Source organism: Zestomonas carbonaria (assembly GCF_904061905.1).
In the GTDB taxonomy this organism is placed as follows: domain Bacteria; phylum Pseudomonadota; class Gammaproteobacteria; order Pseudomonadales; family Pseudomonadaceae; genus Aquipseudomonas; species Aquipseudomonas carbonaria.
Map to the genome: position 1 here is coordinate 1 of NZ_CAJFCI010000066.1, position 11,155 is coordinate 11,155.

General features: G+C 67.3%; 10 protein-coding genes. All 10 read right to left on the minus strand.

Features of this window, described 5'->3' with window-relative positions:
- Positions 1 to 130 precede the first annotated feature (130 nt).
- The 10 genes from PSEWESI4_RS16370 to PSEWESI4_RS16415 all read right to left on the minus strand — a co-directional run bounded on the left by PSEWESI4_RS16370 (position 131) and on the right by PSEWESI4_RS16415 (position 10,692).
- Positions 131 to 1,096 (minus strand): 2-oxoglutarate and iron-dependent oxygenase domain-containing protein, encoded by a 966-nt coding sequence (locus PSEWESI4_RS16370; RefSeq protein WP_187672281.1) that lies wholly within the window; start codon positions 1,094 to 1,096, stop codon positions 131 to 133.
- A 120-nt stretch (positions 1,097 to 1,216) separates the two neighbouring features.
- Positions 1,217 to 2,299 carry a BMP family ABC transporter substrate-binding protein gene (locus PSEWESI4_RS16375; protein WP_187672282.1) on the minus strand — a complete coding sequence of 361 codons (1,083 nt, stop codon included), beginning with the start codon at positions 2,297 to 2,299 and terminating at the stop codon, positions 1,217 to 1,219.
- A gap of 297 nt (positions 2,300 to 2,596) precedes the next feature.
- Complete coding sequence (locus PSEWESI4_RS16380; RefSeq protein ID WP_187672283.1) at positions 2,597 to 3,274, minus strand: SDR family oxidoreductase; 678 nt, start codon at positions 3,272 to 3,274, stop codon at positions 2,597 to 2,599.
- Between the two features lie 88 nt (positions 3,275 to 3,362).
- The gene (locus tag PSEWESI4_RS16385; protein WP_187672284.1) at positions 3,363 to 4,289 is read right to left on the minus strand and encodes an ABC transporter permease; all 927 of its coding nucleotides are present in this window, start codon (positions 4,287 to 4,289) and stop codon (positions 3,363 to 3,365) included.
- Between the two features lie 182 nt (positions 4,290 to 4,471).
- Positions 4,472 to 5,569 (minus strand): ABC transporter permease, encoded by a 1,098-nt coding sequence (locus PSEWESI4_RS16390; protein ID WP_187672285.1) that lies wholly within the window; start codon positions 5,567 to 5,569, stop codon positions 4,472 to 4,474.
- On the minus strand, positions 5,569 to 7,119 hold the full coding sequence (locus PSEWESI4_RS16395; protein WP_187672286.1) for an ABC transporter ATP-binding protein: 1,551 nt from the start codon (positions 7,117 to 7,119) through the stop codon (positions 5,569 to 5,571). The genes PSEWESI4_RS16390 and PSEWESI4_RS16395 overlap by 1 nt, the downstream gene beginning before the upstream one ends.
- A gap of 338 nt (positions 7,120 to 7,457) precedes the next feature.
- Positions 7,458 to 8,291 (minus strand): nucleoside-binding protein, encoded by an 834-nt coding sequence (locus PSEWESI4_RS16400; protein ID WP_187672287.1) that lies wholly within the window; start codon positions 8,289 to 8,291, stop codon positions 7,458 to 7,460.
- Between the two features lie 210 nt (positions 8,292 to 8,501).
- Positions 8,502 to 9,443 (minus strand): LysR family transcriptional regulator, encoded by a 942-nt coding sequence (locus PSEWESI4_RS16405; RefSeq protein ID WP_187672288.1) that lies wholly within the window; start codon positions 9,441 to 9,443, stop codon positions 8,502 to 8,504.
- Positions 9,440 to 10,033, minus strand: coding sequence for an IMPACT family protein (locus PSEWESI4_RS16410; RefSeq protein WP_187672289.1), 594 nt, complete (start codon positions 10,031 to 10,033; stop codon positions 9,440 to 9,442). The genes PSEWESI4_RS16405 and PSEWESI4_RS16410 overlap by 4 nt, the downstream gene beginning before the upstream one ends.
- Complete coding sequence (locus PSEWESI4_RS16415; protein ID WP_187672290.1) at positions 10,033 to 10,692, minus strand: TetR/AcrR family transcriptional regulator; 660 nt, start codon at positions 10,690 to 10,692, stop codon at positions 10,033 to 10,035. The genes PSEWESI4_RS16410 and PSEWESI4_RS16415 overlap by 1 nt, the downstream gene beginning before the upstream one ends.
- Positions 10,693 to 11,155 lie beyond the last annotated feature (463 nt).

An 11,155-nucleotide genomic window follows, 5' to 3' on the forward strand; every position in this document is an offset into this window, starting at 1 on the left:
CACCCCCGTCCCCTCTCCCGGTGGGAGAGGGGAGCAAAGCGGCACTGTGTTGCAGGTCGGCTCCGTACAGTCCCCTCTCCCTCCGGGAGAGGGTTAGGGTGAGGGGCGGACTTTCAGATACCGCAAAAACCTACCCCTTCACCTCCTCTCGCCGATACGCATAGGTATCGGCAAACCGCGACAGCATGTAGTCACTGCACGAGATCGGCGGGTACTTGGCCGGGTGCTCGGCATCGTGACAGCCGGGCAGGCAGGCGATCTCGGTGTCCGGGTGCGGTTCGGCGAAGAACGGCATGGAGTAGCGGTCGACGCCCAGCGGGCTGATCACCCGGTGCGGCGTGGACTTGTACAGGTCGTTGCTCCAGCGCGCCATCATGTCGCCGATGTTGACCACGTAGGTGCCTTCGATCGGTGGAGCGTCGATCCATTCGCCGTGCACGTTCTGCACTTGCAGGCCGCCGGCATTGTCCTGGTAGAGCAGGGTCACGCAGCCGTAGTCGGTGTGCGCGCCGGCGCCCTGTTGCTCGGCGCTGCTGGCGGTCTGGCGCGGCGGGTAGTGGATCATGCGGAACACGCTGATCGGCTGTTCGAAGCGTTTGTCGAAGAAGTCGCGCTCGATGCCCAGGGCCAGCGCCACGGCGCGCAGCAGGGTCCTGGACAGCGCGTGCATGTCTTCGTAGTGGCCCTGCATCAGCGCTTCCCAGCCGGGGATGTCCGGGTGGTGGTTGGGGCCGCGCAGCGGCTTGCCGGCGAGCACGTCGGGGTGGTCGGCGGGCATGTGGAAACCCATGTCGAAGGTTTCCTTGAGATCGCTCGGCTTGCTCGGGTCGAGCTGTTCTGTGGCGATGGCGCCGTAGCCGCGGTGGTGGCTGCTTCGGGTGATGTCGATGCGCAGTTTTTCCTCCGCCGGGCGGGCGAAGAAGTCTTCGGCGGCGGCCTTCAGGGCGGCGATCCGCTCGGGCGGGATCGGGTGTCCCTCGATGTAGAAGAAGCCCCATTCGCGGCAGGCGGAATCGATCTGCCGGGCGACGGACAGCCAGGCGGATTCGTCGTCGGTGTAGAGCGGGGCGATGTCGATGATGGGCAGTTGGTTCATGGGCTGGCCTGTGTCCGGTTGAGCCTGGGTCCCTCACCCCCGGCCCCTCTCCCGGCGGGAGAGGGGAAGAAGACGGCACCGAGTGTAGGGCCGGCCAGAGGGTTGCGGTGAGGGGCGTCGTTACTTCGGCAACTCCGCCTTGAGGCCTTCGACGTAGTAGTTCATCGACGCCAGGTCGGCGTTGGTCGCGGTCACGCCCTCGGCGATCTTCAGCGCGCCGGACTGGTCCTTGATCGGCCCGGTGAACGGGTGGAACTCGCCGCTCTGGATGCTGGCGATGATCTGCTCGGCCTCGGCCTTCACGTCGGCCGGCACCAGGTCGCTGATCGGCAGCCTGATGGTCCCTTCCTTGAGGCCGCCCCAGTAGTCCTGCGGCTTCCAGGTACCGTCCATGACGCCCTGGGTGGCCTGGATGTAGTGCGGGCCCCAGTCGTTGACGATCGAGGTGAGCACCGCCTTCGGGCCGAAGTGGGCCATGTCCGAGGCGTAGCCGATGGAGTAGACGCCACGGCGCTCGGCGGTCTGGATCGGCGCCGGGCTGTCGGTGTGCTGGAACACCACGTCGACGCCCTGGTCGATCAGCGCGTTGGCGGCGTCGGACTCCTTGCCCGGGTCGAACCAGGAGTTGACCCACACGACCTTGATCTCGGCCTGCGGGTCGTACTTGTTCAGCGCCAACTGGATGGCGTTGATGTCGCGGATCACCTCGGGGATCGGGAAGGAGGCGATGTAGCCGATCTTGTGGCTCCTGGTCATCTTCGCGGCGAGGAAGCCACCGACGTAGCGGCCTTCATAGGAACGCGACAGGTAGGTGCCGAGGTTCTTGTCCTGCTTGTAGCCGGTGGCGTGTTCGAAGGTGGTCTTCGGGAACTGCTTGGCGACCTTGGCAGTGGGGTTCATGAAGCCGAACGAGGTGGTGAAGATCAGGTCGTAGTCGCCCTTGGCCATGTTGCGGATCACCCGCTCGGCGTCGGCGCCCTCGGCGACGTTCTCGACGAAGGTGGTCTTCACCTTGTCGCCGAACTGCTTCTCCACCGCCTGGCGGCCCAGCTCGTGCTGGTAGGTCCAGCCGTGGTCGCCGATCGGGCCGACGTAGACGAAGCCGACCTTCAGCGGATCGGCGGCGGAGGCGCTCAGGACACTGCTGAAACCGATGGCGGCGGCGAGACCGCGCAGCAGGTTCTTCTTCACTTGCTTCTGCATGAGGGGTGTGGCTCCTGGGATGGTCGTTGTATTGGCCTCGATGGGCTGACATCAGGCTTAGCAAAAAATTGACCAACTGGACAGAAAGCGCTGAATGCCGGGATACCGGTCTTGCCGTGCGCAGGTTCGCGGATTGCGCTGGTGCAGCGGGCGACCCGGGTGCCACCAACTGGTGCGCTGTTTATTGGACCCCCGCGTTCGCGGGGATGACGGTCGGGCATCGGCGTTTCGCCCCTGTCATCCACGCGAACGCGGGGACCCAGAAAACCAACGAGCCAACCCCACCCACCGACGTACCTACCAGGGCAGTGCTTCGCCCGCGTAGTCGATATACAGGTGCTTGCCGCTGTCGGCGTGCTCGACCAGTTGCCTGGCCAGCCCGGCGCAACTGGTGGCCACGTCCAGCGGCGCGTCCTGGCCGCCCATGTCGGTGCGCACCCAGCCGGGATGCAGCGACAGTACGGTCAGCCGGCGTTCGCTCTGCTCGGCGTGGAAGCCGCGCGCCAGGCAGTTCAGCGCCGCCTTGCTGGCCTTGTAGAGGGACAGGTAGCTGCTGTCGTTGAGGGCGATGCTGCCGAGGATCGAACTCATGAAGGCCACCGTGCCGCCTTCGCGGACCTGCGCGGCGAAGCGCTCGGCCAGCCGCACGGGCGCCACCGCGTTGGTCATGAACAACTGGCCGAGCTCGGCCTGGGTGGCGGCGGAAAGCGATTGGTGCTGCGGGCCGGAAATGCCGGCGTTGACGAACAGCACGTCGTACAGCTCGCCGCGCAGGCGCTGGTGCAGGGCTTCCAGCGCCCCGGCGTCGTCGATGTCCAGGGTCTCGATGCGCACGCCGTCGAGCGCGCGCAGCTCCTCGGCGCGCTGCGGATCGCGCACCGTCGCGGTGACCTGCCAGCCGTCGGCGTGCAGTTGCTTCGCCAGGCCGAGGCCAAGGCCACGGGAGGCGCCGATGAGCAGGATGGATTTGGCCATGGTGGTCGTTCCTTGATGAAGTGGAAGGAACTACAGCATAGCGCCGTCTGCATCGGGGGCGTGTCGTTCGCGGGGACCCAAAAAACAATCAGCGCCCCGGCTGCCAAGGCTGGCCGAGGGACACCGGTGCGTACAGGCGGGTCTTGATGGCGTCGCGGGAGAGGATCACCAGCACCACGATGGTCGCCACGTAGGGCAGCATCGCCAGCAGGTTGGCCGGGATGCTCAGGCCGATGCCCTGGGCCACCAGGTGGAGGATGCTCGCCAGGCCGAACAGGTAGGCGCCGAGCAGCAGGCGGAACACCCGCCAACTGGCGAACACCACCAGCGCCAGGGCGATCCAGCCGCGCCCGGCGGTCATGTTCTCCGCCCACATTGGCGTGTAGGCCAGCGACAGGTAGGCGCCGGCCATGCCCGCCATCGCGCCGCCGAACAGCACCGCCAGGGTGCGCACGCGCAGCACCGGCAGGCCCATGGCGCTGGCCGCGTCGGGGTTCTCGCCGACCGCCTGGATGATCAGGCCGATGCGGCTCCTGAGCAGCACCCAGGCGACCCCGGCGAACAGCGCGAAGGACAGGTAGACCAGCAGGTCCTGGGCGAACAGCATGCGGCCGATCAACGGGATGTCGCTGAGCAGCGGGATGGCGATCGGCTCGAAGCCGGCCAGCGGCTTGCCGACCCAGGCGGCGCCGACGAAGGTCGACAGGCCGACGCCGAAGATGGTCAGCGCCAGGCCGGTGGCCACCTGGTTGGCGTTGAAGCCCAGCGCCACCAGGGCGAACAGCGCGGACAGCAGCATCCCGGCGGCCATCGCCAGCAGCACGCCGAGCCACAGGTTGCCGGTGGCGAAGGCGGCGATGAAGCCGACCACCGCGCCGAACAGCATCATGCCCTCCTGGCCGAGGTTGAGCACACCGCTCTTCTCGCACACCAGCTCGCCGAGGGCGACCAGCAGCAGCGGCGTGCCGGTGCGGACCATGGCGTAGAAGATATTGGTGAGTAGGTCGAGGTCCATGGGGGATTACTCCGAAAGGGGCTGGTTGTGCGTGCGGTTGGAGATTGCTCCCTCACCCCCGGCCCCTCTCCCGGGGGGAGAGGGGAGCAAAGCGGCACTGTGTTGCAGGTCGGCTCCGTACAGTCCCCTCTCCCTCCGGGAGAGGGTTAGGGTGAGGGGCGGAATTTCCTTCATGCGCGAACTCACACCACCACCTCCTTCAACGCCTCACGCCTGCGCCATTTCAGCCCCAGCCTCGGCTTGTAGAGGATCAATACATCGCAGGCCAGCAGGAAGAACAGCATCATCCCCTGGAACAACTGGGTGATCGCCTGCGGCAGGTTGGCGTTCATCTGTGCGTTCTCGCCGCCCAGGTAGAGGAGGGCCATCAGCAGGCTGGCGAAGAGGATGCCGAGCGGGTTGAGGCGGCCGAGGAAGGCCACGGTGATCGCCGCGTAGCCGTAGCCCGGCGACACCTGCGGGACCAGTTGGCCGATCGGCCCGGTGACTTCGCCGACCCCGGCCAGGCCCGCCAGTGCGCCGCTGATCAGCAGGGCGATCCACACCAGCTTCTTCTCGCGGAAGCCGACGAACCCGGCGGCGCGGCGGTCGAGGCCGAGCACCTTGATCTGGAAGCCGAGGAAGCTCTTCTGCAGCAACACCCACACCGCCACCAGGGCGAGGATCGCGAAGTACAGCCCGGCGTGCACGCGGCCATCCTCGAAGAGCGCCGGCAGGCGGCTGGCGTCGCCGAACATCGCCGATTCCGGGAAGTTGAAGCCGTCCGGGTCCTTCAACGGGCCATGCACGAAGAACAGCAGCAGGTTCAGCGCGATGTAGTTGAGCATGATGCTGGTGAGGATTTCGTTGGCGTTGAACTGCGTGCGCAGCCAGGCGGTGAGCCCGGCCCAGGCGGCGCCGGCGAGGATGCCCGCGGCCAGCACCAGGGCCAGCGCCCAGCGGCTGTCCCAGTCGATGATGTGCACCGCCACGGCGCTGCCGGCCAGGGCGCCGATCAGTAACTGGCCTTCGGCGCCGATGTTCCAGATGCGTGCCTGGTAGGCGACCGCCAGGCCGAAGGCGCAGAGCAGGATCGGCAGCGCCTTCACTAGCAGTTCGGAGACGCCGTAGAAGTCGCTGACCGGGTCGATCAGCAGCACCTTGAGGGTTTCCAGCGGGTCGTGGCCGAGGGCGATGAACAGCAGCGAGCCGCTGAGCAGGGTGAGCGCGGCGGCCAGCAGCGGCGACAGCCAGAGCATGGCGCGGGACTGCTGGCCGCGCGGTTCGAGGGAAAGCAGCATCAGAAGGCTCCGTTGACCGAGGCGGGCGTGGTGGCGAATTCGCCGGCCATCCAGCGGCCGACTTCGGTGGTATCGGTCTGCGCGGTCGGCGTCAGCGCAGACAGCCGGCCGCCGCTCAGGGCGGCCAGGCGGTCGCTGATCTGGAACAGCTCGTCGAGGTCCTCGGAGATCACCAGGATCGCCGCGCCGGCGTCGCGCAGGGCGATCAGCGCGCGGTGGATGGCCGCCGCCGCGCCGACGTCGACGCCCCAGGTCGGGTGCGCGGCGACCAGCAGTTTCGGCTGCTGGAGGATTTCCCGACCGAGGATGAATTTCTGCAGGTTGCCGCCGGACAGGCTGCGCGCGGCGGCCTGCGCGTCCGGGGTCTTCACCGCGAAGCGGCGGATGATCTCCTCGGCGAAGGCGCGCACCTTGCCGCGTCGGATCAGGCCGCGCTCCACCAGTCCGCGCTGGAAGGCGGTGAGCAGGGCGTTGTCGGTCAGGCTCAGCTCCGGCACCGCGCCGTGGCCGAGGCGTTCGGCGGGGACAAAGGCCAGCCCGGCGGCGCGCCGCGCGTCGGGGCGCAGGTGGGCCACCGGCTGGTCGGCGAAGCGGATGCTGGCGGGGCTGCCCGGCAGGCGCTGTTCGCCGGAGAGCAGGGCGAGCAGTTCGTCCTGGCCGTTGCCGGCGACCCCGGCGATGCCGACGATCTCGCCGCCGCGCACTTCCAGGGCGAGCTCCTTGAGCGAGGTGCCGAACGGATCGGGGTTGTGCCAGGACAATCCTTCCACGCGCAGGAACGGCGCGCCGCCGGCGACCTTCGGGTAGCTGGCCTCCAGTCCTTCCGCCTCGCCGACCATCATCCGCGCCAGCTCCAGGTCCGAGCACTCGGCCGGCACGCAATGCCCGGACACCCGGCCGCCACGCAGCACGGTGGCGTGCTGGCAGAGCGCGCGTACTTCGCCGAGCTTGTGGCTGATGAACAGGATGCTGCAACCCTCGGCGGCCAGCCGGCGCAGGGTGACGAACAGTTCGTCGGTCTCCTGCGGGGTGAGCACCGAGGTCGGCTCGTCGAGGATCAGCAGCTCGATGTCCTGCATCAGGCAACGGACGATCTCCACCCGCTGGCGCTCGCCGATCGACAGGCTGTGCACCAGTCGCTGCGGCTCCAGGGCCATGCCGTAGCGCTGCGACACCTCGCGGATCTTCGGCTCCAGTTGCTGCGGCGTGCCGGCTGCGCGGCCCATGGCGAGGGCGATGTTCTCCGCCACGGTGAGGGTTTCGAACAGCGAGAAATGCTGGAATACCATGCCCACGCCGAACCCGCGCGCCATGGCCGGGTCGCGCATCTCCACGGGTTCGCCGTGCCAGAGGATCTCGCCGGCATCGGCCTGGATCACCCCGTAGATGATCTTCATCAGCGTGCTTTTGCCGGCGCCGTTCTCGCCGAGCAGGGCATGGATCTCGCCCGGCTCGATGGCGAGGTCGATGCGGTCGTTGGCCAGGCAGCCGGGATAGCGCTTGGTGATGCCACGCAGTTCGAGGCGGGGCGGGGAGGTCGGGGGCGTCATTGGGTGAACTTTACTCAGGGGAAGTCGCGTGTCCCCCAATGAAGCAAAAAACTGGCCAGGAGGTCAGGAAATGCAGCGGCGGGCGATTGCGCCACCATGCCGAGCCACCCGTGCACGCTATTGGGGCGTAGTGGGTGATCGTAGCGCACAGGTGTGCGCGGGATGGACGTAGGGTGGATGTCGCTTTTTACATCCCCCGGTTTTGTGGGGGCCTGGGTGGAGTTGGGTGCTAATTGTTCAGTCCGCCCCTCACCCCAGCCCTCTCCCGAGGGGTGAGGGAGCGTGGGTGCCCCTGCCACCGAATCAAACGATATCCACGAGACCAGATGTAGGGGGCCTTAGAAGCTCAGCTCAAGATTGAGCGTCGGCGCCGAGGTGCGGCTACCGCGGCCGCCGTCCACGCCGAACTTGTTGTGCCAGTACTCGTAGCCGACGCCGAGGTAGAGGTTCGGCTTGACGTTCTTGCCCGGCCGCGCGGCGACCATCAGTGCGGCGCGCATCAGGGTTTCCGGGGCGGTGTCCCTGTCGTTGTAGTCGCCGCCCTTGTCGCCGACGTGGTTGACGAAGCCCTGGAACTTGGCGGCGTGGTCGCCGATCTGGAACGGCCGCATCCACGCCAGGTTGAGCATGTAGGTGGCGTCGAAGGTGTGGTCCGGGTGCCGGGCGCCGGGGATGCCGGAGTGGTTCTTCTCCTTGTAGTACATCAGGCTCAGGTCGGCGAAACCCACGGTGTTGAACTTCAGGGTCGGGCCGATCACCAGGGCGCGCTTCTTCGCCGAGGCCAGGTTGTTGTTGCGGCTGGCGTCGAAGCCGATGGTCAGGGCGTAGTCCTTGACCAGCTCGTTGCCGAACTCCCGGTCGAACACCCGCGAGGCGAATACCTGGTTGCGGTACACCGCGTAGACCTCGCTGCTGCCGTGGTCGGTGCCCTTGCGTGGGTCGTTGCTGTCGGAGAGCAGCACGTCGAGGTGGAAGTAGTTGCTGCCGTACTGGTAGCCGCTGGCGTGGGTGAAGCTGTAGATGCGCTTGGCGATCTTGTGCGGGTTGTTGGGGTTGGTGAACTCCTGGCCGTAGCGGAAGCCGACGCTGTTGTTCATCCACTCCAGGGCCGAGGCCTGGCCGGTACCGGCCAGGGCGAGCAGCAGGGCGGTGCCTTTCACTGTGTTCTTCATGCGGCGATGCTCTCTTGTTATTGGATTGGCAGGCGGCGGATTGGCGCAGTATCGACACAATCGCCTGAGCACCAAAGAACAGAATATCGAGCATGGCGATGCCGAAACGGCATCGGTAAGTTGACTAAAAAGTCAGGATTTTCAGCGGGTTGTCTAGTTCGCGGATTCTGGCGATGGCACAGGTGTGCCCCGGCTACATCGGTCGGGCGTTCAGTTGCCCAGCGATTCCAGCTCCTGGCGTTCGCGCAGGCGGATTTCCTCGCCGAGCTGCCGGGCGAAGGCATCCACCGCCACCGGCAGGTAGCGGCCGCCGCGCACGTAGAGGCCGAGGTCGCTGAACACGCCGCCGTTGTCGCTGAGCGGGATGTGCTTCAGCTCCCCGTTGGCGAGGTCGGCCTCGATGCCGATGCGGGTCTGGAAGGCCACGCCGATACCGCGCCTGGCCAACTGGTGGGCCAGCTCCACCGAGCCGCTCTCCAGGGACGGCCGGTCGCTCTGGCGCAGGCGGCGGCGTAGCGGGGCGAGCAGGTGATGGATCGACAGCTCGCTCTTGGCGAGGATCAGCCCATGCTCGGCGCAACTGGCGAAGCTCACCTCATGTTGCGAGGCCAGCGGATGCCCGGGGGCGACGATGGCGCCGAGGCGGAAGTGGCCGACGCAGAGCTGCTGGAGTTCGGCGCAGCGCGGCAGGGCGAAGGCCAGGCCGAGGTCGGCGCTGCCGCTCAGCACCGCTTCGGGGATCGCCTGGGAGCCGAGCAGGGTGACGCCGATGGTCACCTGCGGGTAGCGCTCGCGCATGCCTTTCAGCACGCAGGGCAGCAGGTCGGCGGTGACTCCTTCGACGGTGGCGATCTCTACGTGGCCGGTGCGCAGGCCCTGCATGGCGTCCAGCTCGGAGCGCACCCGGTCGATGTCCTGGAGGACCACGGTGACATGGCGGGCGAGGATCTCGCCGGCCGGGGTCAGGCGCAGGCCGCCGGGCAGGCGGTCGAACAGCGGCGCGCCGATCTCGTCCTCGAGCTTGAGGATCTGCCGGTTGACCGCCGAGGAGGCGACGTTCAGGCGCCGTGCGGCCTCGCGGATCGAGTTGCAGCGGCGGACCATGTCGAAGTAGTGAATGGCCGGCGAGTGGATGCGCAGCTTGTGGCTCATGCGTCCTCCAGCTCGTGCAGTTCGCTGCGCCCGCGACTGAGGTCGGCGAGCAGGCGTTGCAGCGGCTCGCGCTGCTCGGCCGGCAGCGCCAGGGTCAGGTGCGCGCCGCTGGCGTCGTAGTCCTCGCTCTCCACCTGGGCGGCGAACTCGCCCAGGCGCGACTTGAACAGCGCCAGCTCGGCGAACTCCACGTGGCAGGCGAAGCGGCGCAGGCGCAGCAGCGGAATGCGCTCCCCACCTTGCAGGCACTTCGCGGCGCTGCCGCCGTAGGCGCGGGCCAGCCCGCCGGTGCCGAGCTGGATGCCGCCGTACCAGCGGATCACCAGCACCGCCACCCGGTCGCAGTCCTGGCCCTCGATGGCGGCGAGGATCGGCCTGCCGGCGGTGCCGCCGGGTTCGCCGTCGTCGCTGAAGCGGTACTGGTCGCCGAGTTTCCAGGCCCAGCAGTTGTGCGAGGCGCCCGGGTCGCTGTGCGCGGCGATGAACGCCTGCGCCTCGGCCGCGCTGGCGATCGGCGTGGCGAGGGCGAGAAAGCGGCTCTTGCGGATTTCCTCGCGATGCTCGCAAGGCGCGCAGAGGGTGAACGGCATCAGGGAGGCGTCAGGCCGCAGCCCTTGAGGATGATGTGGATGAGGGCCTGCGCGGCGCTCTCGAAGTCATCCTTGGTCAGCCGCTTGCGGCCGGTGACCCGGCAGATCTGCGTGCTGAAGTCGGCGTAGTGCTGGGTGCTGCCCCAGAGCAGGAAGATCAGGTGCATGGGGTCGACCGGGTCCATCTTGCCGGCGGCGATCCACGCCTCGAACACCGCGGCGCGGCCGCGGAACCAGTCGCGGTAGTCCTGGTTGAAGTGCTCTTCCAGGCAGGTGCCGCCGCTGATCACCTCCATCGCGAAGATCTTCGAAGCCAGCGGCTGGCGGCGCGAGAATTCCAGCTTGGCGCGGATGTAGCGGGCCAGCGCCTCGGCCGGGTCGTCGGCGGCGGTGAGGGTGTTGAAGGTGCTGTCCCAGAGGTCGAGGATGTTGCTCAGCACCGCGATGTACAGCCCCAGCTTGTTGCTGAAGTAGTAGTGCAGGTTGGCCTTCGGCAGCCCGGCACGCAGCGCGATGGCGTTCATGCTGGTGCCCTTGAAGCCGTGGCGGGCGAACTCTTCCTCGGCGGCGGCGATGATGACTTCTTCGTTTTTCTGACGAATGCGGCCGGCGGGTTTGCCGGAGGGATTCGGGCTGTGGGCGGGCACCAGGAAGGTCATAGGCGGTCCAGATTGTTCGGCGATCAGGCTGATAGCACTGATAACCCAGTTGCCACTATCCAGACAAGCCATAACTGTGGGGCGGGGCAATGTGGATGGGGTTGTCGACTGCTTCCCCGCGTTCGCGGGGACGACGGAGGAAAGATCAAGCACCCCGCAAGCCCGTCATTCCCGTGAGCGCGGGAATCCAATGGCCGGGTGATGTAGCCCGGATGAAATTCGGGGGATGGTTCCGATTCCCGGACTACATCCGGGCTACCGATGAGGAACCGGCGACTCGGACTGGAACCCTCTCCCCCGGGAGAGGGCTAGGTGAGGGGGCGGAGTCAGGTGCGGGCGAAGAGGTTCTGTGTGGTACGAAGCCACGCTCCCTCACCCCAACCCTCTCCCAGGGGGAGAGGGGGCTACCCATGCGGGCTGGTGGCGATGTAGCCCGGATGCAATCCGGGGAAGCTGGAGGTTC

Bases quoted from the DNA above. Each gene is read 5' to 3' on its own strand.
- PSEWESI4_RS16380 (WP_187672283.1), bottom strand. From the start codon at position 3,274: ATGGCCAAATCCATCCTGCTCATCGGCGCCTCCCGTGGCCTTGGCCTC.
- PSEWESI4_RS16410 (WP_187672289.1), bottom strand. From the start codon at position 10,033: ATGCCGTTCACCCTCTGCGCGCCTTGCGAGCATCGCGAGGAAATCCGC.
- PSEWESI4_RS16385 (WP_187672284.1), bottom strand. From the start codon at position 4,289: ATGGACCTCGACCTACTCACCAATATCTTCTACGCCATGGTCCGCACC.
- PSEWESI4_RS16370 (WP_187672281.1), bottom strand. From the start codon at position 1,096: ATGAACCAACTGCCCATCATCGACATCGCCCCGCTCTACACCGACGAC.
- PSEWESI4_RS16395 (WP_187672286.1), bottom strand. From the start codon at position 7,119: ATGACGCCCCCGACCTCCCCGCCCCGCCTCGAACTGCGTGGCATCACC.
- PSEWESI4_RS16390 (WP_187672285.1), bottom strand. From the start codon at position 5,569: ATGCTGCTTTCCCTCGAACCGCGCGGCCAGCAGTCCCGCGCCATGCTC.
- PSEWESI4_RS16405 (WP_187672288.1), bottom strand. From the start codon at position 9,443: ATGAGCCACAAGCTGCGCATCCACTCGCCGGCCATTCACTACTTCGAC.
- PSEWESI4_RS16415 (WP_187672290.1), bottom strand. From the start codon at position 10,692: ATGACCTTCCTGGTGCCCGCCCACAGCCCGAATCCCTCCGGCAAACCC.
- PSEWESI4_RS16400 (WP_187672287.1), bottom strand. From the start codon at position 8,291: ATGAAGAACACAGTGAAAGGCACCGCCCTGCTGCTCGCCCTGGCCGGT.
- PSEWESI4_RS16375 (WP_187672282.1), bottom strand. From the start codon at position 2,299: ATGCAGAAGCAAGTGAAGAAGAACCTGCTGCGCGGTCTCGCCGCCGCC.